The organism is Streptomyces sp. NPDC005435, from assembly GCF_040703155.1.
In the GTDB taxonomy this organism is placed as follows: Bacteria; Actinomycetota; Actinomycetes; order Streptomycetales; family Streptomycetaceae; genus Streptomyces.
The window spans coordinates 205840-230349 of sequence record NZ_JBEXEQ010000005.1 but is presented as its reverse complement, the minus strand read 5'-3'; the positions used below and the strand labels follow the sequence as shown (position 1 = coordinate 230349).

Genomic DNA, 24510 nt, shown 5'->3' with positions numbered 1-24510 from the left:
CACTCATACGCGACGGAGTTGTCGCCGGAGGGGGACGGGACGTGCGGGACGGGCATCGGGTGGAGGCGGAGCGGCTGTTGGTGCGGGCCGTGGAGGAAGAGGTGCGGAGGTCGGCGGGACGGGCCGACGGACAGGTGCTGTTGGCGCGGGCGCGGGACGGGCTGGACTCGATGGCGGGCGCGGCGCAGGAGGAGTACGCGGCGTACACGCGGGCGCTGGACGCGTACGAGGCCGGGGTCAGTTTCCGACAGCGGTACGCGAAAGAGGGGGCCGGAACTCCCTTGGTGGTGGCGTCCGTTGCCGCCGTCGCGGCCGCCGTGGCCGATCTGTCGCTGGGTACCGGCGCGGGTACGGCGCTCGGCGCGGGGGTCGTCGTGGGGGTGGCCGGGGCCGCCGCGACCGTGGTGAAGGTGGCCGGTGTGCATCTGCCGGCCGCGCATCACCGCAAGGGCGCGGCCGGACAGCCGGGCGGACCAGAGCAGTTGCGGCTGCAGTGGCTGACGGCGCTGGAGGTGCGCGGCATCCGGCCCTTCCTGGATCAGCAGCGGATGCTCAGCGCGGCCCAGGGCGCGCGGAAGCCGAAGCAGGGCGCCCCCTCGCTGCGCGGCGCGGACAAGAGCGCGGCGGCCAGGCGGCGTACGGTCCTTGAGCAGTCGTTCGGACAACTCCCCGAGAAAGAGGGCGTGTTCGCGGGGCGGCGGCAGGAGCTGGCGCGGATCGCGCAGTGGGCGCAGGCCGCCCGCGCGGCCACGGAGACCCGGCCGACGGTGGTCGTGCTGCACGGGGAGCCCGGTTCGGGCCGCAGCGCGCTCGCGGTGCGCGCGGCGCACGAGTTGCGCGACCACTTCCGGGGCGCGGTCGTGGTGGGCCTGCGCGGCGACGGCCGCCAGACTCCCCCGCTGTCCACCCGGGACGCCCTGCTGCACCTGCTCAACCGACTGGGCGCGCCCCGCGAGCAGTTGCTGTTCCGCGAGCACGCCTCCACCGAGCAACAGGTCAGACGGCTGGCCGAGTTGTACCACCGGCACCTGACCGGTCTGCCCGTCACGATCGTCCTGGACGACGCCTCGGACCCCGGGCAGGTGGCCGCGCTGCTGCCGGAGCGCTCCGACAGCCTGGTCCTGGTCACCTCCCGCACCCCGCTCACGCTCTCGGACGAACTCCCCGCCTGGGTCCATCAGTTGCCGGTGCGGGCACTGGACACCGCTGCCTCCGAAGAGCTGCTGAACGCGGCCGCACAGAACGGCACGCAGCCCTACGACGCCGAATCCATCGAAAAGATCGGGGAGTTGTGCGGCGGCCTCCCCCTGGCCCTGCGCTGCGCGGGCTCCGCCCTCGGCCCCCGCACCCCGCATCAACTGGCCGCGGATCTGGGGGCGTACGGCCCGGTCGAGCCGGTGGAGCGGGCGCTCTGGCTGCGCTACGCCGACCAGTCCGAGGACGCCCGCAAGCTGCTGCGCCGTCTCGCACTCGCGGGGCGCGCCTCGCTGGGCGCGGCGGCGGCCGCCGCGCTGCTCGCCACCGACGAGGAGGAGGCCGGACGGCAGCTGGCCGCGCTCACCCGCGCGGGCCTGATCGACCATGTGCGCGGCAGCCGCTACCGGCTGCACGACCTGGTGCGCGCCTTCGCACAGGCCCGCCTGCTCGACGAGGAGGACCCGGCGGAGCGTACGGCGGCCCAGGAGCGGCTGATCGTGAACTACGCGGAGCTGGCCGACTCGGTGCTGCGCCTGGTCGACGGCAACATGTCGACCCGCTCGGACCGCTTCGGCTCGCACGGCTTCACCTCGCTGGAGGAGGCCCTGCGCTGGCTGGACGACGAGTCCAGCTTCATCACGGCCACCTTGCGCCGCGCCGAGGGCGTCGACCAGGGCGCCGTCCTGAACCTGCTCGGCGCCCTGTGCGACTACTGCCTGCTGCGCGGCGACCTCTACCGCCTCGGCGAGATCAACGACCTCGCGCAGGCCGTCGACGAGGGCCTGCTCGTGCGCTCGGTGCAGTGGCGCACCGGCATCGCGGCCCGTCAGCTCGGCGAGCTGGACAAGGCGCGCACCACGCTGGCCTCGGTCGTGGACCTGTACCGGGAGGCCCACCACGACGCGGGCGCCGCCCGTGCCCTGTGCTCGCTCGGCATCACCCTGCACCACCAGGGCAACCTGGCCGAGGCGGCGGCCCGGCTCCAGGAGGCCCTCGACCTCCAGGCGGCTCCGCAGCTGGCGACGGACCGCGCCTGGACGATGCACGCGCTCGGCGCCGTACAGCGCGACCGCGCCCGGCTGCCCGAGGCCCTGGACCTGCTGGAACGCTCCCTGGTGCTGCACCGCGCGGGCGGCTCCCTGCACGGCGAGGCCTGGGCCCACTACCAGCTCGGCCAGCTCGCGCTGCGCCTGGGCGACGTACCGCGCGCGGAGCGGGAGCTGCGGGCCGCCCTGGAGCGCTACGGCCGGACCCGCGACGCGCGCGGCGAGGCGTGGGCGCTGACCCAGCTGGGCCGGGTCCGGCTGTTCGACGGGGACGCCTCGGCGGCCGTGGAGGCGCTGCGCCGGGCCGCCGCGCGGCACGTGGAGAACGAGGACGCGCGCGGTGAGGCGTGGACGCTCTTCCACCTCGGCCAGGCCCTGGAGGAGACCGGCGACCTGGACCGGGCGGTCCGCGAGCTGGAGCGCTCGCGCACGATGTTCTCCCGGATGCGGGACGTGTACGGCCTGGCCTGCGCCCGGCATCACTCGGCCCGGGTCACCCGGGACCAGCGCGCCGCGCAGACCGGCTCGCTGCGCAACTCCGGCTTCGCCCGGCAGCTCCTGATGGACGCCCGCGCCGACTTCCAGCGCATCGGGGTCGCCCACGGCGAGGCGTGGACCTGCCTGGAGCTGGCGGTGGTGGACGCGGGCAACGGGCGTACCCAGCAGGCGCTGACGCTGTGCGACGAGGCGCTGACCCTGTTCACGTCGTACGGCGACCGGCGCGGCGAGGACTGGGCGCGCTTCCTGCGCTGCACCCTGCTGCCGTACGCGGCGCCGGGCGGCGTGGAGGTGGGTACGGCGGTGGCGCAGGAGGAGCTGTCACGCCTGATCGGCGCCGCGCACCCGCTGCGCGACGCCAAGCTGGCCGAGTGCGCCCCGGCCTACGCCCTGCTGCTGGAGCGCGGGGTCACCCTGGAGACGGGCTGGCAGGCGTGGCCGCTGCGCATGACCCCGGACCGCCACGCCCGGGAGGTGATGGGGGTGACGGTGCCGGAGAAGAGGCGCTAAGCGGCGCTGCCGCCCTCGACGCCGCGCTTGACGCCGCCCTTGCCGGATTCCTCCGGCGCGGGGGCCTCCTTGAAGTCGACCTTGCCCATGTGCTTGCTCATGGACTTCATCAGGCCCCACACGGCCAGGGCCATCACCGCGAACACGATGAAGCCGAGGACACCGGGGGTGACCTTGTTCTCGTCGACCTCCTTGGCGAGGGGGACGAGATGCGCCACTGCCAGGCTCACGCTTGCACTCATGTCAGGCATTGTCGCGGATGCCCGCGAAGAGGTCGTCCTCGGGGAGGGAGGTGTCCACGAGCGACTTCGCGAGCTCGTACTCCTCCGTCGGCCAGACCTCCCGCTGGAGCTCCATCGGGACCTTGAACCAGCCGCCGTCGGGGTCGATCTGCGTGGCGTGGGCGATCAGCGCCTTGTCGCGCACCTCGAAGAAGTCCGCGCACGGAACATGCGTGGTCAGCGTGCGCTCGACCCGCTCGAACTCCTTCCAGCGCTTGAGCCAGTCCCCGTACGGCGACTCCAGGCCGCGGTCCAGCATGGCCTCGTGCAGGGCCTCGGTGCGGGGGCGGTTGAAGCCCTGGTTGTAGTAGAGCTTCAGCGGCTGCCAGGCGGGGCCGAACTCGGCCTCGGGGTACTTCTCGGTGTCCGCCGCGCCCTCGAACGCCACCATGGTGATCTTGTGCGTCATGATGTGGTCGGGGTGCGGGTAGCCGCCGTTCTCGTCGTAGGTGGTGATCACCTGCGGACGGAAGGCGCGGATCCTGCGCACCAGCTCGCCGGCCGCCTTGTCGACGTCCTCCAGGGCGAAGCAGCCCTCCGGCAGCGGGGGCAGCGGGTCGCCCTCGGGCAGACCGGAGTCGACGAAGCCGAGCCAGTCCTGGCCCACGCCGAGGATCTCGCGGGCCTCGTCCATCTCCTTCTTGCGGACCTCGTGGATGTGCTCCTCGATGTACGCGTCGCCCTGGAGCTTGGGGTTGAGGATGGAGCCGCGCTCTCCACCGGTGCAGGTCACCACCAGCACGTCCACCCCCTCGGACACGTACTTCGCCATGGTGGCCGCGCCCTTGCTCGACTCGTCGTCGGGGTGCGCGTGGACGGCCATCAGTCGCAGCTGGTCAGTCAAGACTCGTTCCTTGTTAAGTCGGCGCCCCGCGTCATGGGGGCTGTCAACAGGTGCCGTCCCCCCGGGGGACGACGGCCGGGGGCGGCGGTCGGTCGGCGTGCGGGCGGCTTCTATAGTGACCGAATCGGGGGACGAATAATTCCGCGGAGAGGACGAACATGGGTACGGCGAGCGCGGGGCTCCCCCAGGGCCGCTACGGCCGCTCCTCGGACGAGCGCGCCGACCGCACGCTCAAGGTCGTCGGCGCGGTCCTCGGCGCGCTGGTGCTCGCCCTGGTCGGCTATTTCGCGTACCACTATGTCGCGCAGAACGAGATCAGCGCCCAGGTGATCACCTTCAGGACCGAGGGCGACACGGTCAAGGTGCATCTGGAGGTTCACAAGAACTCCGGCGTCGACGGCTACTGCACCCTGCGCTCCCAGTCGGCGGACGGCGCCGAGGTGGGCCGGGCGGACTTCCCCTTCACGGGTCCGGACACACGCGTCGACAAGGTCGTCACCCTGCGTACGACGGCGAAGGGCACCACGGCGGAGCTGCTGGGCTGCCACGTCCGCTGAGGGACGTCCCGCTTCCGGTCGTTCACCCGGAATGAGTACGGGCTGAGCTGGGGCGACGCGATTCTGATGGCTTATGTCCTCCCCCTTTCGCCCCTGAATTGTTAGGCTCGTGGTTTCGCCCATCCAACAGGGAACATTCTTCTGGGTAGGGCGATGCTTTGTATTCCCAGTACCGACGAGGAGCACCCTGTGACCCAGACCAGCGAGAACGTCACCTGGCTGACCCAGGAGGCGTACAACAAGCTCAGGAGCGAGCTTGAGTACCTTACTGGTCCTGCGCGCACGGAGATCGCGGCCAAGATCGCGGCGGCGCGCGAGGAGGGCGACCTGCGCGAGAACGGCGGGTACCACGCGGCCAAGGAGGAACAGGGCAAGCAGGAGCTGCGCGTCCGCCAGCTGACCCAGCTCCTGGAGAACGCCCAGGTGGGCGAGGCCCCCGTCTCCGCCGACGGTACCGTCGCGCCGGGCATGGTCGTCACGATCGCCTTCGACGGCGACGAGGACGACACCCTGGAGTTCCTGCTCGCTTCGCGCGAGTACGCCAGCTCGGACATCGAGACATACTCCCCGCAGTCCCCGCTGGGCTCCGCGGTGACCGGCCACAAGGTCGGCGAGGACGCCCAGTACGAGCTGCCGAACGGCAAGAAGGCCTCGGTGAAGATCCTGAAGGCCGAGCCGTACACGAGCTGACCCCGGCCACTTTCCGACCGGCCCCCGGCGCCTGATCGCGCCGGGGGCCCTGTCGTGTCCGGGGCGGGGACGCGGCCTACTTCAGGTAGACGATCCCGTCCGTGGTGACGGTGGGCCGGCCGGCCGTGGCCTTCACGACGATCTTGAGGGTGTGCTGCGCGGAGGCGGACCAGGACCTGGTCCACACCGCGTTGCGGTAGGCCGTCACCGACGCCTTGAGGTCGGCGGTGGTGACCTTCTTGCCGTCCACGTAGACGTCCGCCTGGCCGGAGGCCGCCGCCCGGGAGACCACCCAGGACACGGAACGCCCGGTGAACGTCCAGGTCAGCGAGGCGTTCTTGGTGCCGCTGGACAAGGACTTGCCGCCGAGGTAGCTGCCGGAGGACTTGGCGGTCCAGGTGCCGGTCCGCTTGGCCGAGGTCTCCTGGAGGATCACCGGGGTTCCCGAGGCCGAGGCGGCGGCGGAGTTGCCGACCGTGTCGTACGCCCGCAGCGTCCAGGTCGTGGCGGTGCCGGACTTGGCGGTCTGCGCGGCGCTGGTCACCGTCGGGCCGTAGGTCTTCGTCAGCGGTGCGGTGAGCCGGGTCTCCTTCAGGGAGACGTTGTCGGCGGCCTTCCAGCCCAGCGTCAGCGGCACGGCCGTGGTGCTCACCGTGCCGGTGCGCAGGGAGAGGTTCGGCTTGGTGGTGAAGGTGGGTGCGGTGGTGTCGGCGACGACGGTCCGCGCGGCGCTGGTGACGGTACGGCCGGACTGGTGCACGGCCTTGACCTGCACCTTGTGCGTCCCGGCCGGCAGGGTCACCTTGGCCGAGGCCGCGCCGCCCGCGACGGTCGCGGCCGTCTTGCCGTCCACGAGCACCTGGAACGACGAGATCAGCGCGGCCGGGGTCGCGGCGGACCAGTTCACCGTGAGCGGGCCGTTGGTGTACGGCGTCGTGCCGACCGTGCCCGTGCCGGTGACCGTGCCGAGGGTGAGGCCCGTGACGGGGCCGGCGGCCAGGGCGCGGACGGTGCCGAGCGCGGCGTAGAAGGCGTCGCCGGGGCACAGGGTGTTGTAGCCGTCGCGGTGGCCGTGGATCGCGGGGAGGGTCATCTCCTCGCCCGGCTCCCAGGTCCGGCCGGCGAGGTTCTGCCCCGCGAGGGCGGTGGTGAGGGTGACGGTCGCGTCCGGCTGGACCCCGTACTGGCCCAGCTTCCACGCGGCCAGGCGCGCGACCGAGGTCATGGCGGCCAGCGGGGGCGGGGAGTCGACGTAGGTGCCGAGGACGGCGATGCCGGTGGTCTGCGAGTTGAAGCCGTACGCGTGCGCGCCGACGACCGGGAGATCGACCCCGCCCTTGCGGCCCTCGTAGATCGTGCCGCACTTGTCGACGACGAAGTTGTAGCCGAGGTCCTTCCAGCCCAGGCCCGTCACGTCGTACGTGTAGATCGCGTTGATGATCGACGGCGCCTCGGCGCAGGTGTAGTCGTTGGTCGAGGCGGTGTGGTGGACGACCACCGCCTTGATCTTGCCGTCGATGTACGCCGGCGCCTCGGGGCTGATCGATTCGTCCGCGTTCCAGCCCGAGCGGGGGACGATCGGCGGCCGGGGGACGGTGGAGGTCGGGGCGGTGGGCACGGCCTGCGAGGGGGAGGCGGACTCCGGCGCCGACTCGCCGGGCGAGGTGCTTTCGGTGGCGGAGGGCGCCTCGGAGGGCTGCTCCGACGGCTCCTCGGGCGTGGATGCGGAGTCGGTGGGCGAGGGCTCGGCGGGGCTCTCCTCGGCCGGTGCGGACTCCGTAGGAGTGTCCGTCGGCTCGTCGGACGCCGGTGCCGGCGGGTCGGATACGACGGGCTCCTGCGTGTCGTCGGGGCCGTCCGCGACATAGGCGGCGGGCTCGGTGTCGTCGCCGCCCGCGTGCGTGCTCGTCTTGCCGCCGGGCGAGATCATGTCGAGGCGGAGCCCTGCGGGGAGCTTCGCGGAGGTCTTCCCGTCGACGCGTGCTTCCACGCCGTCGGAGAGGCCGACCCACGCGGGTTCGGTGCCGCCCCGCGTGGCGCTCTGCGCGCCCGCGCCCCGGTCGCTGTCGAGGAGCAGCCAGTCCGACCACTTCTCGGACCCCACGGCCCGGGACCGCACCTCCACCTTGCCGGCCAGCCTGGCGGAAGGTTTCTCCCAGCTGACTCCCAGCATGCTGAACGGCTCGGCGTCGCGCCGGGCGAGCGCCGCGGCCTCCCCGCCCCGGCTCACCTCCAGCGCGGCCGACCGGATGTGATCGCGTACGGGTCTGACGCCGCCGCTCTTCCCGCTCTGCCCGGAGGTACCGCCCACCCCCTGCACGACCAGCGTCCCGCACACGGCCGCCGCGACGACCGCGCCCGTCCCCCACCAACGACGCGCCTTCACTGGCTCCCCGCCCCCTTGTGAATGAAATGTAAAGGCCAACCTTTACCCCACCTGAAGCGCGCATGCCATCAATGTCGGGTAAAGGCCGTCTTCGGCGCCGTCGCGTCCCGCGGGTCCCCGTGCCGCGTCAGTCGAGGATCTCGTACCCCGACTCCCGCAGGACGTGGGCGACTTCGGCGCAGTGCTCCGGCCCCTTCGTCTCCAGGTGGAGTTCCACCTCCGCCTCGCTGAGGCCGAGCCGGGGGTCGGTGCGGATGTGGCTCACGTCGAGCACGTTGGCGTCGGCCTCGGACAGGACGGCGAGCAGGGTGGCGAGGGCGCCGGGGCGGTCGGTGAGGCGGAGCCGGACGGCGAGGTAGCGGCCCTGCGCGGCCATGCCGTGCCGCAGCACCCGTTGCATCAGCACCGGGTCCACGTTGCCGCCGGAGAGCACCGCGACGACCGGCCCGGGGAAGCCGCCGGGCTCGCCGAGCAGCGCGGCGACCGGGCTGGCCCCGGCCGGTTCCACGACCAGCTTGGCCCGCTCCAGGCACAGCAGCAGGGCGGCGGAGAGCTGGTCCTCGCCGACCGTGCGCACCTCGTCGACCAGTTCGCGGACGATCTCGAACGGCACCTCGCCGGGCGTGCCCACCTTGATGCCGTCGGCCATGGTGGCCGGGTGCGGCACGGTCACCGGGTGCCCGGCGCTCAGCGAGGGCGGATAGGCGGCCGCGCCCTCCGCCTGGACGCCGATGATCCTGACGTCGGGGCGCAGCGACTTCACCGCGACCGCGATCCCGGCCGCGAGTCCGCCGCCGCCCATGCCGACGACGATCGTGCCGACCTCGGGGCACTGCTCCAGGATCTCCAGGCCGACCGTGCCCTGGCCGGCGATGATGTCCGGGTGGTCGAAGGGGTGGATGAACACCGCGCCGGTCTCGGCCGCGTACTCCTGCGCGGCGGCCAGCGTCTCGTCCACGACCTGGCCGTGCAGGCGCACCTCGGCGCCGTACTCCCGGGTGGCGCTGATCTTGGGCAGCGGGGCGCCCTTCGGCATGAACACCGTGGAGTGCACGCCGAGCAGCGAGGAGGCCAGCGCGACGCCCTGGGCGTGGTTGCCCGCGCTCGCGGCCACCACTCCGGCGGCGCGTTCCTCGGGCAGGAGTCCGGCGATGCGGACGTAGGCGCCGCGCAGCTTGAACGAGCCGGTGCGCTGGAGGTTCTCGCACTTGAGGTGGACCGGGGCGCCGACCTGGCGGGACAGATGACGGCTGCCCTCCATGGCGGTCACGCGGGCCACACCCGAGAGCATCTTCTGGGCTCCGCGCACGTCGTCGAGGGTGACGGAGCGCAAGGAGCCGGCCGTGCCGTAGCTCATGCCTCCAGTCTCGCAGTTCACACCCGCACACGGTGGCACCGCCCGGCCCCGAAAACCGGTTTCCCCAGGGCCCGTACGGGCCGGGGCCGGGCCGCGTACCCTGTCCCCCAACCCGCCCAGCCCTTCATGAAGCGAGCCTCCGGCCATGCCCACAACACCTGACATGTCGATGGACATGACGACCGTCGGTGACACCGGCCTCCTCGACACGCTCCAGCACCAGGTGGCGATCTTCGCCCGGCGCGCCGAACAGACCCGGCTCGGTGGGGTCGGCCAGGTCCGCAACTCCCTGGACCGGGCCGCGTATCTGCTGCTCAACCGACTCGACAACGAGGGGCCCATGGGGGTCAAGGCGCTCGCCGCGAGCATGGGCATCGACTCCTCGACGGTGACCCGGCAGGTGGCGCCGCTCGTGGAGGCGGGACTCGTCAAGCGCACCTCGCACCCCGAGGACGGGCGGGCGGTCGTCCTCCAGCTCTCCCCGCGCGGCGCCGCGCGGCTCACCGAGGTGCGCACCTCGCGGCGGCAGTGGATGGCCGAGCTGACCGGGGACTGGACGGCACGGGAGCGCGAGGAGTTCTGCGCGCTCCTCACGCGCTTCAACTCCGCGCTCTCCGCCCGGATGACGCCTCCGGCGCAGCCGCCCGCCGTCTCCTGAGCTCTGCCGGGCATCTCCTGGGCTCTGCCGGGCGTCTCCTGGGCTCTGCCGGGCGCCAGGGCTTCGAGTGAGCCCTGCCGGGCGCCGGGGCTTCGAGCCGTTGGCGTCGGGGCTCTTGACCCCGGGCCGTGCCGGGCATCGGATGAGACCGGGCCCATGACGGCGGGCCGGACCGGGCCTCGGGTGCCGGACCGGCCAGGGGGGAGGCACGGTGCGTGATCGGCAGCCGGTGCGGGACGCCCAACGGGACGCGGAGTTCGCCGCCTTCACCAGACAGGCCGGGGTACGGCTGCTGCGCACGGCGACCCTGCTCACCGCCGAGCCCCCGGACGCCTGCCCCCGCGCGCGGCGCCTGCTGACCCTGGCCCTCGCCCATCTCTACGCCCACTGGGACCGGCCGCCCGGCGAGGACCCGTACGAGCGGGCGCGCGGATATCTGGCGGTGCGCTTCGCGCGCGGGAGCTGGTACCGCCGCGCCCGTCCCGTGGGCCCGCTGGCGGGCCTCACCCCGCCGGAGCGGCTGGTGCTGGTGCTGCGGCTGTACGAGGGGGTCGGCGAGGAGCAGACGGCGGCGCTGCTCGGGCTGTCCGCCGAGCGGGTGTACCGGATCTGCGAGCGCGCGACGATCCGGCTGCTGCGGCCGCCGCCTTTGGCCACCGGGTGCGCGGCGGCGCGCCGGGCGCCGTCGTGGGCGCGGGGTGCGGGGCGGCTCTCGTGAGCCGGGCCGACCAGCAGGCCGCCGTACGACGGCTCATGGAGTGCGTCCCGGTCGTCGTGCCGCCGGGGCTGTACGCGGAGGCGGCGCGGCGGGGTGCCCGGGCGCTGCGGCGCGGGCGGCTGGCGCGGCGGGTGCTGGGGCTGCTGCTGTGCGCGGCGGCGGTGGCGTTCGTGGTGTGGGCGGTACGGACACAGCCGTGGGTGGAGCCGCCGTCGCGGACGACTCCACCCGTGAGCGGCTGGTGACCGGCCCGGGTGTCCCGGGCTACTTGCCGAGGGCCTGCTTCAGGTCCTCCACCAGGTCGTCGGCGTTCTCGATGCCGACGGAGAGGCGCACCAGGTCGCCGGGGACCTCCAGGGCGGAACCGGCGACCGAGGCGTGGGTCATACGGCCCGGGTGCTCGATCAGGGACTCGACACCGCCGAGGGACTCGCCGAGGGTGAAGATCCGGGCGCGGTTGCAGACCTCGACCGCCGCCTCCTCGCCGCCCTCGACGCGGAAGGAGATCATGCCGCCGAAGGCGCGCATCTGCTTGGCGGCGACCTCGTGGCCGGGGTGCTCGGGCAGGCCCGGGTAGAGCACGCTGCTCACGCGCGGGTGCCGGGAGAGCATGTCGGCGATCTTCGTGGCGTTCTCGCTGTGGCGGTCCATGCGCACGGCGAGGGTCTTGGTGCCGCGCAGCACCAGCCAGGAGTCGAAGGGGCCGGCGACGGCGCCCATCGCGTTCTGGTGGTAGCCGATCTCCTCGCCCAGGCCCTCGTCGGCGACGATCAGCGCACCGCCGACGACGTCCGAGTGACCGCCCATGTACTTGGTCAGGGAGTGCAGGACGACGTCCGCGCCCAGCGCCAGCGGCTGCTGGAGGTAGGGCGTGGCGAAGGTGTTGTCGACGACCAGCCTGGCCCCGGCGGCGTGCGCGACCTGGGCCACGGCGGCGATGTCGGTGATGCCGAGCAGCGGGTTGGAGGGGGTCTCCACCCAGACGGCCTTGGTCTTCGGGGTGATCGCGGCGCGCACGGCGGCCGGGTCGCTGGTGTCGGCGACGGACCACTCCACGCCCCAGCGGGTGGCGACCTTGGCGAAGAGGCGGAAGGTGCCGCCGTAGGCGTCGTTCGGGATCACCACGTGGTCGCCCGGGACGAGCAGCGTGCGCAGCAGGGTGTCCTCGGCCGCGAGACCGGAGGCGAACGCGAAGGCGCGCCGGCCGCCCTCCAGCGCGGCGAGGTTCTCCTCCAGTGCCGTCCTGGTGGGGTTGGCGCTGCGGCTGTACTCGTACCCGCCGCGCAGCCCGCCGACGCCGTCCTGCTTGTAGGTCGAGACCTGGTAGATGGGCGGGACGACCGCGCCGGTGAGGGGATCGGCGGTGTTGCCCGCGTGGATCGCCAGAGTCTCGAAGTGCTCGCTGATGTGCCTGTCGCTCATGTGCACCGAGCGTAATGCGCTCGCGGGGGTGATGCCGGACGCGAGGGGCCGCGGCCTGTTGCGGGAAGATGTCAACATGCGGCCGCGGGAGTTTTCCACAGGGTGCGGCCGGAGGTTTTCCACAGGTTGCCCGAGGGGGGTTGGCCAAGTGCCGGGCGGGTCTGGTTCGCTTGTGGCATGGCGATTCTCTGGCTGCTGATGGCGCTGCTCATGCTGTGCTTCGTGCTGCTCCCGTTCCGGCGGCGCAGGCGCGGCATCGAGCAGGTGCACCCCGGGCACCCGGACGCCGCCGACCCGGCGCGGTACGGCTTCGCGCGCCAGGAGGAGCTGGACGTGCGGATGCCGGGCCCCGACCAGGACCTGCTGGAGGTCCTCGACCTGGTGCAGCGCACCGGGGACCACCGGGCGGCGGCCCAGCTGCTGGCCGGCACCGAGGCGGAGAGCGAGACGCGCTGGCAGCGGGTGCAGGCGTTCGCGGGCGCGGCGGCGCTGGAGCTGCGGCACCGGCCCGGCGGGATACACGAGACGCCGGGCGGCCAGTGGCTCAGGGTGTGGCGGGCCGAGCAGCCGAAGGACGCGGGCGGTGCGGCGGTGCACGCGGAGTTCCTGGTGCAGCAGGCGTGGCGCACGTCGGTGCCGGGCACGGACGACTTCCGGATCATCATGGAGGAGGCCCGGGACGCGTGCGCGCAGGCGGCGCTGCTCGCCCCCGGCGACCCGGTGCCGTACATCGTCGAGCTGTCCGTGGCGCGTGGTCTCGGCTACTCGCGCGAGGAGTTCGACCAGCTCTGGCTGAAGATCCTGGACCGCGCCCCGCACCACATGGGCGCGTATCTGGCCGCGCTGCACTACTGCTGCGAGAAGTGGCACGGCTCCCGCGAGGAGGCGTACGCGTTCGCGGAGGCCGCCGCGGCCCGCGCGCCGGAGGGCTCGCTGCTGCCCGCGCTGCCGCTCTTCGCGGTCTTCGAGCACCTGCCCGAGGTCAACCTGGTCATGGGCTTCTACCAGAGCGAGGTCGTCACCAAGGCGGTGCACGGCGCGCTGCACGCGGTGTCCACCGCCCGCGCGGACGACCCGGTGCGCGCGCACGTGCGGCATCTGCTGACCTTCTTCCTGGTGCGCGCCGAGCGCTGGGCGGAGGCCATGGACCAGCTGGTGCACGTGGACGGCCATGTCGGGGCGCTGCCGTGGACGCTGTCGGCCGACCCGGCGGCGGAGTTCGCGCTGTACCGCGCGGTGGCGGTCGCGGGGTACGAGGCCAACGGCGGCAGCCCGGCGACCCTGCCGGGCTGACACCGCCCCGGAGCGGCACCACGGGACCTCGGGTCACCTCCGAGTTGACCTGAGCCCTGATCAGGATTGCCGCGCTGACCTGCGGTAAGGCATACTCCGCTTGCCCCGGTCTTTGCTCCCGCTTTGCCGTGGGCCGCTCCGAGTCCCCCCACACTCACCGGCGGCGCCGCTCACCCGGCACCGCCATGTCCGCGTCTGTCCCCGGTTCGTTCTCTCGGCTTCCCGAGCCTTCCGGGTCCTGTGGGGGGATCTGCCCGATGTTCGCAACCCTGCGCGCGCTGCGTGCCCTCGTCCTGCTCCTCGGCTTCTACCTGCTGAGCCTCCTCGTGCTCGCGGGGCTGGCCGCCCTCGACGTCTCCCTGCTGGAGTACGTCCACGGGTACGCCGCCTTCAAGCTCGTCGGCCTCACCGTGCTGCTCGCCGTTCCCGTCGTGCGCGGCCTGCTGATGCTGCGCACGCCCAGGGGCGAGGACCCGCCCGGCATCGAGGTCACCGAGGCCGACGAGCCCCGGCTGTGGGCGCTGGTGCGCGAGGTCGCCGCCGAGGCGGGCACCCGGGCCCCCGGCCGCATCCTGCTCACCGACGAGGTCAACGCCGCCGTGGGTGAGGAGGCGCGCCTGCTCGGGCTGCTTCCGGGGCCGCGCCGGCTGGTCCTCGGCGTACCGCTGCTGACCGGGCTGAGCGAGGCGCGGCTGCGGGCGGTGCTCGGCCATGAGTACGGCCACTTCACCGGTGGCGACACCCGGCTGTCCGCGCTCGTGGTGCGGGGCCGGGTGCAGATCGGCCGGGTGGTCGGGCGGTTCCATGAGAGCGCGCGGAAGAAGGCGGCGGAGGAACACGACCGCCAGGAGGAGGCCGCGGCCAAGCGGATCGCCAAGGGCAAGCAGCCCCACGCGATCGACACGGGCCGGGCGGGGGCGACGTACCGCGCGATGGCCTGGCTCTACACCCAGTACGGCAAGCTCTATCTGCGCGCCTCGCTGGCCACGGCCCGCGAGCAGGAGTTCGCGGCGGACCGCACGGCCGTCCGGATCGCCGGGCGCGACGCGACCGCCTCGGCGCTGCGCGAACTGCCGGTCCTGGCGGACCGCCACCAGTTCTACCTCGCCTGCTACGCCACTCTCGGCCTGTCGGCGGGCACCATGCCGCCGCGCGGTGAGTTCTTCGGCGGCTTCGGCCGGATGCTGGCCGCCCGCGAGGAGCAACTCGCCGAGATGCGCGCCGAGTTGCCGGTCCGGGAGGTGTCGCCGTACGACTCCCACCCGCCCATCGCCGAGCGCGTCCGCCGGATCGAGGCGCTGCCCGCCGACGGCCGCCCGGCCGGGGCGGGCGGCTCGGCGCTGGCCCTGCTGAGCGACCCGGAGCGCACGCTGGCCCGGCTGGAGGACGTGTGCCTGGAGGACTGGGTGCTGGAGCTGCCGCGCGCGGCGGACTGGTCCGGGCTGCTGGACGCGGCGATGGCCGAGCGGACGTCGGCGGCGCGGACGCCGTTGCAGCAGGCGCTCGGTGAGTACACCGGGCAGCCGCCGACCGTGGAGACGCTGCTCGGGATCATGGACGACGGGCGGCTGTGGCGGGTGGCCGAGCGGCTCCCGCTGTCCGAGGAGGCGTCGGCGGCGACGGGGCGGGCGTTCCACGCGTTCGTGCGGCCCCTGCTGACGGAGTCGCTGCGGACGATGGTGCTGGCCGAGCTGAGCGCGCGGTCGCTGCTGCGGTGGGAGTTCTCCTGGTCGCAGCCGGCGTCGGTACGGCTGCCCGCGCTGACGGCGGACACCGACGCGGACCCGGCCCCCGTACTGGCCGCGGCGCTGTCCGCCGCGGTCGCGGACCGCCCGGACACGGCGCCGCTGCGGGCGCTGCTGGAACGGGCGGCGACGCAGCCGGTGTGAGGCGAGAGCCTCCCGAAGACGCCTTGAACCCCTGAGCCCCTCCCCCGATCTGAACGGACCCACCTCCCGATGACCGTCCTGCTCTGGATACTCGCCGTCCTGGCCATCCCCCTCGTGCTCCTCGGCGGGTGGCTGGCCTGGGTGTTCCTGAAGGAGTTCTTCTCCACGGACGCCGAGGCCGAGATCGCCGCCGAGGAGGCCGCCACGGCGTCCGCCGAGGCGGCAGCGGCGGCCGGGCGGCTCGGGCTGCTGCCCGCCGAGCGGCAGAACACCGACCTCGCGGGACCGCTGCCCGCCGACTGGTCCGCCGCGCTCGCCGAGGTGAGCCGGGGGGAGTGGCGGCCCGCCGCCGAGGTGTTCGGCGGGATCGGCCGGGACGGGGAGCGGCGCTCGGCGTTCACCTCGCTGCTGGGCGACAAGGCGGCCGAGGCCGACGAGTGGCTGCTGAGCTGGGAGGAGGCGCGCCCCGACGACCCGGACGCGGCGCTGGTCCGGGCGAGCGCCTCGGTGACCCTGGCCTGGAAGGTGCGGGGCGGGCAGCGGGCCTCGAACACCACGCACGAGCAGTTCGAGGGCTTCCGCCGGACGCTGGAGGCCGCCCGCGAGGACGTGGCCCGCGCGGCCGCGCTGAACCCGGACGACCCGACGCCGTACGTCAAGGAGATCTGGGTCGCGCTCGGCCTCGGGTATCCGAACGCCGAGATGGACGCCCTGTGGGCCAGGCTCACCGAGCGGGCTCCGCACCACTACGAGGCGCACTTCTCGGCCCTGCAGTACTGGTGCGCCAAGTGGCGCGGCTCCGAGCGGCTGGCGGCCGGCTTCGCCGAGCGGGCGGCGGCGGGTGCGCCGGCGGGCAGCCTGCTGTCGGCGCTGCCGCTGATCGCCCACCTCGAACACGACGAGTCGGACGACACGGCGGCCGAGAACACCCCGGAGATGATCGACCGCGTGAACGCGGTCCTCGCGGACGTCGCCGCCTCCGACCCGTCCCACCCCCGCCTGCCGGAGGTACGCCACCTGCTCGCGTACTACCTCCGCCTCCAGGACCGCGACCAGGAGGCGCTGGAGCAGTTCCGCCTGGTGGACGGGTACGTCGCGGCACTCCCCTGGCGCTACCGGGCGAACCCGGCGGCGTACTTCTGCGACGTGCGCGACGGTACGGCGAAGACGGTGGAGGAGGCGGAGGCGGCAAAGGCCGGGGCGGGGGCGTAACCGGGCCGGAGCGGGGGGCGGGCGGTCCGGAATGCCGGGCCGTCCCGGGCCGTTGCACTAATCGGTGGCATCACGCACCACGAACCACCCCCGAACCACCCACAGGGAGACCCCATGCTCTTCGGCCGCACACCACAGCTGCCCACCCCTGAGCAGGCGCTGGGGGGCCGGGCCGTGCCCGCCTTCGAGGTCCCCGGCCACCACACCGTGCTCGGCACCCCGCTGCTCGGCCCGTACCCGGAGGGCCTGGAGGTCGCGGACTTCGGCCTCGGCTGCTTCTGGGGCGCGGAGCGCAAGTTCTGGCAGCTCCCGGCGGGTGTCCACACCACGCTGGTGGGCTACGAGGGCGGCTACACCGAGAACCCGACGTACGAAGAGGTCTGCTCGGGCCTGACCGGCCACACGGAGGCGGTCCGCGTGGTCTACGACCCGGCGGTGATCTCCTACGACCGCCTCCTGAAGACCTTCTGGGAGTCCCACGACCCCACGCAGGGCTTCCGCCAGGGCAACGACGTCGGCACCCAGTACCGCTCCGCCATCTACACCCACTCCCCCGCCCAGGCAGCCGCCGCCGAGGCGTCCCGCGAGGCCTACCAGAAGGTCCTCACCGCCTCCGGCCTCGGCACGATCACCACAGAAATCCTCCCGGCCGAAGGCCGCCCCTTCTACCCCGCCGAGCCCTACCACCAGCAGTACCTCGACAAGAACCCGGCCGGCTACTGCGGCATCGGCGGCACAGGCGTCTCCTGCCCGATCGGCGTAGCCCCGGCAGAGGGCTGACGAGCGGCTTCCACCCCCGAACGTGTTGGCCTGAACGCGGGTTCCGGCCAATGCGTTCTGCCCCGGCACGTCCTCTCCGGGATCGCGACGGGACATGACCCTCGCCGTACCCCCTCCGACCTCGGCCGGCCCTGCCTCCGCTGTTACGCTCGGCGGTTCGTTGCCGAGCGTCGGCAGAAGGGGGCGGGGAGTGCCATGGCCGTCGAGCTCATCCACCGGAACCTCGGGGCGCACGACCTGAGCAGGCGGGGGCTCACCCCCGGGACGGCACCCGCGCATGTGCTGCTGGTCGACCTGGAGGCCGACTTCGTCGTACGCGACGGAGAGCGCGTGGTGCTGGAAGAGGGGCTGTTCCCCGTGGCCGAGCTGGCGCGGGAGCTGGTGTTCTGGCTCCGGGCGGGGGAAGACGGGTGCGGGGACTTCGTGTTCGAGTCGATGTCGTACGACGAGGCCGGCGTGGTGCGGATCGTGCGCGGGGACGGTGGGTGGCGGGTCGGCGGTGTGTACGACCCCGGGGTGTGGAGCGACCCGGTGGGGTGGGACCTGCTGGTGGAAGCGGTGCGGGGGTTCGTGGCCGGGGTCCGCGACGACGTCACCGCGCTCGGAGCGGGCCCCGGCCTGATCCCCCTCGGGTGAGGACCGGCCGGGGCCCGTCGGCTGAGGACCAGCCGGGGTTCCCTCGGGTGAGGACCAGTCGGAGCCCCTCCGGGTGAGGACCAGCCGAAGCCCCTCCGGTGAGGACCAGGCGGGCCCCCCTCCGGCGAGGACCAGCCCCCGCCGTCAGATCGTCGCCGTGTCGATCACGAAGCGGTAGCGGACGTCGCTGGCGAGGACGCGCTCGTAGGCGTCGTTGATCTCCTCCGCGGCGATGAGTTCGATTTCCGCGCCGATCCCGTGCGCCGCACAGAAGTCCAGCATCTCCTGGGTCTCGGCGATGCCGCCGATGCCGGAGCTGGAGAGGCTGCGGCGGTGGCCGAAGAGGGACTGGAGGGTGATCTGGACCGGCTCCTCGGGGAGGCCGACGTTGACGAGGGTGCCGTCGGTGCGGAGCAGGGACGCGTAGGCGGCGAAGTCCAGCGGCGCGGAGACCGTGTTGAGGATGAGGTCGAAGGTGCCGGCCAGTTCCTCGAAGGTCTTGGGGTCGCCGGTGGCGTAGTAGTGGTCGGCGCCGAGGCGGAGGCCGTCGTCCTGCTTGCGCAGGGACTGCGAGAGGACGGTGACCTCGGCACCCAGGGCGTGCGCGATCTTGACGGCGACATGGCCGAGCCCGCCGAGGCCCACGATCGCGACCTTCTTGCCGGGACCCGCGCCCCAGTGCCGCAGCGGCGAGTACGTGGTGATGCCCGCGCACAGCAGCGGCGCGGCCACGTCCAGGGACAGCCCGTCGGGGACGCGGACGACGAAGTCCTCGTTCACGACGATGTTCTGCGCGTAGCCGCCGTAGGTGGGCTCGCCGTCCTTGCCGACCGCGTTGTACGTCCAGACGGGCCCGCCGCCGGTGCAGTACTGCTCCAGGCCCGCCTCGCAGTTCTCGCACACGCGGCAGGAGTCGACCATGCAGCCGACGCCCACCCGGTCGCCGACCGCGAATTTCGTCACCTCGGGGCCGGCCTCCGCGACCACGCCCGCGATCTCGTGGCCGGGCACCATCGGGAAGATGCCCTCGCGCCAGCCGTCGCGGGCCTGGTGGATGTCGGAATGGCAGATGCCGGTGAACTGGATGTCGATGAGTACGTCGTGATCGCCGACCGGCCGTCGCTCGATGGTGGTCCGCTCCAGCGGAGCCTTGGCGGCGGGTGCGGCGTACGCGGCAACAGTGGTCATGCCGGGACTCTCCTGGTGGGGGTGGTGGTACACGCCCGGCCGGGGTCCGGTCCGGGCACTCTTCCAGCCTGCCTCCGCACACACCGGGCCGCCCAGTCCTCCCCTTTGCGTACGACCGCCGTGCCTACCACTGGCAAGGTCAGGCTCCCGTGCCGCCGCACAGGCACGGACCCGGATACTTGCGGTATGGACGAACAGCCGGAGGACGGCGGCGGCCCGGCCCTGGACCGGCGGGCCGAGCTGAGCGAGTTCCTGCGCAGCAGACGGGCCCGGCTGAAGCCGGACGACGTGGGCCTCTCGGGCTTCGGCAGGCAGCGCCGGGTGCCGGGGCTGCGCCGCGAGGAGCTGGCCCAGCTGGCCGGGGTCTCGGTCGCGTACTACACCCGCCTGGAACAGGGCAACGGCCGCAACGTCTCGGCGGAGGTGCTGGACTCCATCGCCCGCGCGCTGCGGCTGACCGACGCCGAGCACGCCCACCTGATCCACCTGGCCCGGCCGAAGGCGCACAAGAAGCGGCCCGCCGCCCGGCAGCCGCAGGTACGGCCCGCGCTGCGCGAGCTGCTCGGCGCGATGGACTCGGTGCCCGCGTACGTCGTGGGGCGCCGCTCGGAGATCCTCGCCTGGAACCGGATGGCGGCGGCCCTGTTCGGCGACTGGGCCCGGCTGGCCCCCGCCGACCGCACCTGGGCCCGGCTGGTGTTCCTGCACCCGCCCTACCGCGAGCTGTTCGTGAACTGGGAGCAGAAGGCGATCGACGTCGTGTGCGGGCTGCGCATGGACGCGGGCCGCTTCCCGGACGATCCCCGGCTGTCGGCGCTGGTGGGCGAACTCTCGGTGAAGAGCGAGGAGTTCCGCAGGCTCTGGGCCACGCACGACGTCAAGGAACAGTGCCACGGCGTCAAGCAGCTGCACCATCCGCTGGTCGGCCCGCTCGCCCTCAGCTTCGAGAGCTTCCGCGCCACCGGCGACCCGGACCTCTCCCTGGTCACCTATCACGCCGAGCCGGGCTCGCCGTCGGCCGAGTCCCTGCGCCTGCTGTCCAGTTGGGGCACGGACGCGGCCCGCGCCACGCTGTAGAACACGGAAAAGGCACCCGGAGCCGCGGCTCCGGGTGCCTCTGCTTCCGTGGGGTCACTTCCCCCGGTAGGCGTCGCGCACGGTGATCCGCGCGGTGTTGCCCTTCTTGTCGGCGACCACGGCGCGGAACGAGACGCTCTTGTTCTTCGCCGGGTTCTTCACGGTGATCCGCCCGCTGTGCACGGTGACCTTCTTGAAGGTCTTGCCGTCGTACGAGACGTACACCGCGAGGGACTTGAGGTTGCGGCCCGCCGCCGCGCCCTCGACGGTGACCGGGAAGGTGACCTTCCTGCCCGCCGCGACCCGGCCGTCCAGCCCCACCGTGGCGCCGAAGCGGACCGAGGAGGTGGGCAGCACGGTGAGATCGGCGGACTTCTTCTTCGAGCGGAAGGTCCAGGACGCGTCGATCCGCGAGGTGGCCCCGGCGACCTTGGCCGGGCGCTCGACCGAGGTCGTCAGCAGGTAGGCGGCGTCGCCGGCCGGGACCGTGAACTGCCCGTCGCCGTCGAGCGGGTCCTTGTGGGAGCCGACCTTGACGCCGTCGCGGTACAGCGTCGTACGCGCCGAGCCGACGGACGAGCCGCCGAGGTGGCCCGCGCCGTCCGCGAAGAGGGCGACGCGGCCGTAGAGGGTGTTGCCCTCGCGGAAGATGCCGGAGACGTCGCTGACGCGCGGGGCGAAGACGGCGGTGTTGAGCTTCACGCTGTAGCTCTTGCCCGCCTTGTAGCCGCGCGGCTCGGCGTAGTAGCCCGCGTCCACGACCGGGAAGCCGTCCGCGTCCTTGCCGCCGTACTGCTGGAAGTCCAGCTCCCACGTGACCCCGCCGCCGGTGGACAGGTGCAGGGTGCGGGTGCCGGGGAGCTGCTGCGTGACGGCGATGGACGAGGTGCTGTCGCCGCTGTCGGGGCGCCAGCCCACGGCCGCCACGGCGCCGGTCTTGTGCGCGGCGCTCGCGCCCAGGCCGGCCTTGACCGTGGCGAGTTCGCCCGCCTTGTAGTGCTTGGTGTAGCCGGTGGCGAGGCGGGAGACCCGCGCGGCCGCGGTGGTGTCGTACTCCTCCGTCTTGCCCTTGATCCACTGGCTGTCCCACTGCTGGGTCAGCGTGCCGGCGGAGATCTTCGGACCGAGGTGGGCGACACCGACGCCCTTGAAGCTGTCGAGGTACCAGCCGGATCCGAAGCCGTAGTCGCCGGCCTCGATGTCGTAACTGCCGAAGGCACCGGCCGCCTTGGCGCCCGGGGCGGGCACCGTGATGTCCACCGGCCGCGCGGTGCGCGCGTCGAGGGTGACCGTCGTGTTCCTGGTGAGGGTCAGGTCCGGCTGGGCGATCCAGTCCATGCCCTTGGCGCTGACGATGGTGCCGTCCAGGACGTACTTGCCCTTGGGCAGGCGCACCTTCGTGGTGCCGGAGGTGTCGTACGGCGTCGTCAGGCTGCCCGCGCCGACGCCCGTGAGGGCGTAGAGGGCGGCGCCGTAGTCCGCGGTCGCCCGGCCGTCGCGGCCGATGACCTTGAGCGTCACCTCGTACGACTCGACCTCGCGCTGGACGGCGGCGGCGGTACGGACGCTCTGGCCGCCGCCCGTCGCCGTCACGTACGCGGAGTAGGCGCCGTCGAGGGTGCCGCCGAGGCGGGTGTCGACGGTGAGGCCGACGGCGGCCTTGCCGTGCGCGGGGACGGTGACCTGGCCGGCGTCGAGCTGGAAGAACCCGGCCGGGGCGGCCTTGCCGTTGGGCGCGGTGGCGGTGGCGGCGAGGTCGAGGGTGACGTCCTTGTCGCCGAGGTTGCGGTAGGTCAGCTCCCGGGTCACCGGCTTGTCGTCGGTGTGCGGCCACTGCTGCGGGGGGAAGCTGAGCGAGACCGGGTCGGCGATGACGGACTGTCCGATGGCCTTGTCGACCTGGACGCGGCCCGAACCCTGCTGGAACGGCGTGTAGGCGCCGCCCTTGGTGGAGCCGGTGAGCGCGCCCTTCAGCTCGGCGTAGCCCCAGTCGGGGTGCTCCTGCTTGAGGATCGCGGCGGCGCCGGCGACGTGCGGGGTGGCCATGGAGGTGCCGGAGATGGTCAGGTAGCCCGGCGGGTTCTCGCCGACCTCGTCGTCGATGACGCTGCCCTTGGCGGCCGCGGCGGTGATGTCGACGCCGGGCGCGGTGAGGTCGGGCTTGATGGCGCCGTCGCCGTTGCGGGGGCCGGTGGAGGAGAAGTCCGCGAGCTTGTCCTTGCCGTTCACGGCGCCGACGGTGAGCGCGGCGTCCGCGCTGCCGGGCGAACCGACGGAGTGGGGGCCCTCGTTGCCCGCCGCGATGGCGAACAGGATGCCCTTCTCCTTGGACAGCTTGTTCACCTCGGCTTCGAGCGGGTCGATGCCGGGGCTGTCCTCGCCGCCGAGGCTGAGGTTGACGACGTCGGCGCCCTGCTTGGCGGCCCACTCCATGCCCGCGAGGATGCCGGAGTCGTCGCCGAAGCCGTCGTCGTCGAGGACCTTGCCGCTCAGGAGCCGGGCGTCGGGCGCGACGCCCTTGTACTTCCCGCCCGACTTGGCGCCGGTGCCCGCGACGATGGAGGCGACATGGGTGCCGTGCCCGAAGTGGTCGGCGGCGGTGGCGGCGTCGGAGAAGTTCTTGGCCGCGATCACCTGGTTCTTCAGGTCCGGGTGGCTGGTGTCCACGCCGGTGTCGAGCACGGCGACCTTGACGCCCTTGCCGGTGTAGCCGGCGGCCCACGCGGTGGGGGCGCCGATCTGCGGCACGGACTTGTCGAGGGCGGCCTCGCGGACGCCGTCGAGCCAGACGTGCGCGATGCCGGAGGCGGCCCGGTCGCCGTCGGTGACGGCGTGCCACAGGGCGGCGGCGTCCTTGGCCGGGGTGCGTACGGCGTCGGCGTCGAGGGCGCCGAGGCTGCGGCGCAGGATGCCCGCCTCGCGGACGTCGTCGCGGGTGGCGCCCGCGGCGCCCCGGTAGCCGACGATGACCTTCAGGCCGGCGCGCTGGGCCTTGCGGGTCGCGGGCTTGTTCAGCTCGGTGACGTCGAACAGTCGCTGGTCGAGGGTGCCGGAGGCCAGCAGCCGGGCCGCGTCGGCCGGGACGACCAGCGTGTGCGTGCCGGCCCTGCGGACCTGGACGGGTATGTGCTCGCGGCCCTTGGCCCGGTCGAGGCCGACGACGCGGCCCTTGGCGTCGAGGACGACGCGGTCGCCGGTGATGAGGGTGACGTGGTGGCGCCCAGTGCCGGTCGTGCTGCCGGGCGCGCTCTTGGCGGCCGCCGAGGCGGGCCGCACGGGGTTCGCCGACGCGGGGCTGGTCATTCCCGCTGCGAGGGCGACGGCCGCGGCGGTGGCCACGGTGGCCGCCGCCGCGTTCTTCACTTGTCTGCGCAAGACTCTCCCCCTGGAGATGAAGTGACGGATGAATCCCGGATTCATCCGTTCGGGGGATTGTTCGCACGTATGCGCCACCACCCCCGGATCATGGAGTATGCCGGGGGTGGTCAAGGGGCTCAAGAGGGCTGATCGGGCCGACAAGCCCTTGTGACACGGGTGTGACGGGGAATCAAGAACTCCGGGACACCGCCGCTCAGGCGTCCGCGTTCTCCCGTACCGTGATCTTCCCCTTGCGGATGGTCGCCAGGCGCGGGGCCCTGCGGGCGATCGCGGAGTCGTGGGTGACCATGACGAAGGTCAGCCCCTGTTCCTTCCACAGCCGTTCGAGCACGTCCATGATCTCGTCGCGCATGCTCTCGTCGAGGTTGCCGGTGGGCTCGTCGGCGAGCAGCACCTTGGGCTTCTTGACCAGCGCGCGGGCGATGGCGACGCGCTGCTGCTGGCCGCCGGACATCTCCGAGGGCAGATGGCCGAGCCGCTCGCCGAGACCGACCGACTCCAGCGCCTCGGCGGCCAGTTCGCGCCGCTGCTTCGCCTTGATGCCGAGGGGGACGAGGGCGGTCTCGACGTTCTCCTGGGCGGTGAGCGTCGGTATCAGGTTGAAGGACTGGAAGACGAAGCCGATGCTCTCGCTGCGCACCTTCGTCAGCCGGGCCTCCGACAGTCTGGCCAGGTCGGTGCCGTCGAGGACGACCTCGCCGGAGGTGGGCCGGTCCAGCGCGCCCAGCATCTGGAGCAGCGTGGACTTGCCGCCGCCGGTCGGCCCCTGGATGACCAGCCGGTCACCGGCGCCGATGGTGAGGTCGACGCCGTCGAGGGCCAGGACGGTGTCCTTGCCGCGGGTGTAGCGCTTGGTGACGTTTCTCAGTTCGTACATGGGGGCTCCTGGGAGG

Annotated in this window: 20 protein-coding genes; 12 read left to right on the top strand and 8 right to left on the bottom strand. The window is 72.9% G+C overall.

What is annotated here, in order from left to right:
- Window positions 1–41 precede the first annotated feature (41 nt).
- Window positions 42–3251, top strand: coding sequence for a tetratricopeptide repeat protein (locus AB0898_RS08855; RefSeq protein ID WP_366802136.1), 3210 nt, complete (start codon window positions 42–44; stop codon window positions 3249–3251).
- Here the strand turns inward: AB0898_RS08855 and AB0898_RS08850 are convergent.
- On the bottom strand, window positions 3248–3502 hold the full coding sequence (locus AB0898_RS08850; RefSeq protein WP_366802135.1) for a hypothetical protein: 255 nt from the start codon (window positions 3500–3502) through the stop codon (window positions 3248–3250). The genes AB0898_RS08855 and AB0898_RS08850 overlap by 4 nt on opposite strands.
- Window positions 3495–4376, bottom strand: a complete 882-nt coding sequence (gene mca, locus AB0898_RS08845) for a mycothiol conjugate amidase Mca (RefSeq protein WP_366802134.1) — start codon at window positions 4374–4376, stop codon at window positions 3495–3497. The genes AB0898_RS08850 and mca overlap by 8 nt, the downstream gene beginning before the upstream one ends.
- A 158-nt stretch (window positions 4377–4534) precedes the next feature.
- Here mca and AB0898_RS08840 point away from each other — a divergent pair, with 158 nt between their 5' ends.
- On the top strand, window positions 4535–4933 hold the full coding sequence (locus AB0898_RS08840; RefSeq protein ID WP_366802133.1) for a DUF4307 domain-containing protein: 399 nt from the start codon (window positions 4535–4537) through the stop codon (window positions 4931–4933).
- A gap of 189 nt (window positions 4934–5122) precedes the next feature.
- Complete coding sequence (greA, locus tag AB0898_RS08835; RefSeq protein WP_366802132.1) at window positions 5123–5623, top strand: transcription elongation factor GreA; 501 nt, start codon at window positions 5123–5125, stop codon at window positions 5621–5623.
- A gap of 76 nt (window positions 5624–5699) precedes the next feature.
- On the opposite strand, the gene AB0898_RS08830 is transcribed toward greA, so the two are convergent.
- Together AB0898_RS08830 and ilvA are read right to left on the bottom strand one after the other, a co-directional pair.
- Window positions 5700–8009, bottom strand: a complete 2310-nt coding sequence (locus tag AB0898_RS08830; RefSeq protein ID WP_366802131.1) for an N-acetylmuramoyl-L-alanine amidase — start codon at window positions 8007–8009, stop codon at window positions 5700–5702.
- A 127-nt stretch (window positions 8010–8136) separates the two neighbouring features.
- A complete protein-coding gene (gene ilvA / locus AB0898_RS08825; RefSeq protein ID WP_366802130.1) occupies window positions 8137–9366 on the bottom strand; it encodes a threonine ammonia-lyase in 1230 nt (409 codons plus the stop codon).
- A gap of 145 nt (window positions 9367–9511) precedes the next feature.
- Between ilvA and AB0898_RS08820 the strand changes: the two genes are divergently transcribed.
- From AB0898_RS08820 to AB0898_RS08810, 3 genes are all read left to right on the top strand, one after another.
- Window positions 9512–10024, top strand: a complete 513-nt coding sequence (locus AB0898_RS08820) for a MarR family transcriptional regulator (RefSeq protein WP_366802129.1) — start codon at window positions 9512–9514, stop codon at window positions 10022–10024.
- 211 nt (window positions 10025–10235) lie between these two features.
- Window positions 10236–10742 carry a sigma factor-like helix-turn-helix DNA-binding protein gene (locus AB0898_RS08815; RefSeq protein WP_366802128.1) on the top strand — a complete coding sequence of 169 codons (507 nt, stop codon included), beginning with the start codon at window positions 10236–10238 and terminating at the stop codon, window positions 10740–10742.
- A 35-nt stretch (window positions 10743–10777) separates the two neighbouring features.
- Complete coding sequence (locus tag AB0898_RS08810) at window positions 10778–10987, top strand: hypothetical protein (RefSeq protein ID WP_407078310.1); 210 nt, start codon at window positions 10778–10780, stop codon at window positions 10985–10987.
- A gap of 19 nt (window positions 10988–11006) precedes the next feature.
- Here the strand turns inward: AB0898_RS08810 and AB0898_RS08805 are convergent, their stop codons facing one another.
- Complete coding sequence (locus AB0898_RS08805; protein WP_366802126.1) at window positions 11007–12164, bottom strand: cystathionine gamma-synthase; 1158 nt, start codon at window positions 12162–12164, stop codon at window positions 11007–11009.
- 177 nt (window positions 12165–12341) lie between these two features.
- On the opposite strand from AB0898_RS08805, the gene AB0898_RS08800 reads away from it, so the two are divergent.
- From AB0898_RS08800 to AB0898_RS08780, 5 genes are all read left to right on the top strand, one after another.
- Window positions 12342–13457: a hypothetical protein gene (locus AB0898_RS08800; protein WP_366802125.1), complete on the top strand. Its 1116-nt coding sequence runs from the start codon at window positions 12342–12344 to the stop codon at window positions 13455–13457.
- A 257-nt stretch (window positions 13458–13714) separates the two neighbouring features.
- Window positions 13715–15346, top strand: a complete 1632-nt coding sequence (locus AB0898_RS08795) for a M48 family metalloprotease (protein ID WP_366802124.1) — start codon at window positions 13715–13717, stop codon at window positions 15344–15346.
- 69 nt (window positions 15347–15415) lie between these two features.
- Window positions 15416–16558, top strand: coding sequence for a hypothetical protein (locus AB0898_RS08790; protein ID WP_366802123.1), 1143 nt, complete (start codon window positions 15416–15418; stop codon window positions 16556–16558).
- Window positions 16559–16672: 114 nt separating this feature from the next.
- Window positions 16673–17338 carry a peptide-methionine (S)-S-oxide reductase MsrA gene (gene msrA, locus AB0898_RS08785; protein WP_366802122.1) on the top strand — a complete coding sequence of 222 codons (666 nt, stop codon included), beginning with the start codon at window positions 16673–16675 and terminating at the stop codon, window positions 17336–17338.
- A gap of 195 nt (window positions 17339–17533) precedes the next feature.
- Window positions 17534–17974 (top strand): hypothetical protein, encoded by a 441-nt coding sequence (locus AB0898_RS08780; RefSeq protein ID WP_366802121.1) that lies wholly within the window; start codon window positions 17534–17536, stop codon window positions 17972–17974.
- Window positions 17975–18118: 144 nt separating this feature from the next.
- Here AB0898_RS08780 and AB0898_RS08775 read toward each other — a convergent pair whose 3' ends face one another.
- The gene (locus AB0898_RS08775) at window positions 18119–19162 is read right to left on the bottom strand and encodes an NAD(P)-dependent alcohol dehydrogenase (protein WP_366802120.1); all 1044 of its coding nucleotides are present in this window, start codon (window positions 19160–19162) and stop codon (window positions 18119–18121) included.
- 186 nt (window positions 19163–19348) lie between these two features.
- Between AB0898_RS08775 and AB0898_RS08770 the strand changes: the two genes are divergently transcribed.
- On the top strand, window positions 19349–20239 hold the full coding sequence (locus tag AB0898_RS08770) for a helix-turn-helix transcriptional regulator (protein WP_366802119.1): 891 nt from the start codon (window positions 19349–19351) through the stop codon (window positions 20237–20239).
- Between the two features lie 54 nt (window positions 20240–20293).
- Here the strand turns inward: AB0898_RS08770 and AB0898_RS08765 are convergent, their stop codons facing one another.
- The gene (locus AB0898_RS08765) at window positions 20294–23602 is read right to left on the bottom strand and encodes a S8 family peptidase (protein ID WP_407078309.1); all 3309 of its coding nucleotides are present in this window, start codon (window positions 23600–23602) and stop codon (window positions 20294–20296) included.
- A 208-nt stretch (window positions 23603–23810) separates the two neighbouring features.
- A complete protein-coding gene (locus AB0898_RS08760) occupies window positions 23811–24494 on the bottom strand; it encodes an ABC transporter ATP-binding protein (protein ID WP_366802117.1) in 684 nt (227 codons plus the stop codon).
- Window positions 24495–24510: the final 16 nt, after the last annotated feature.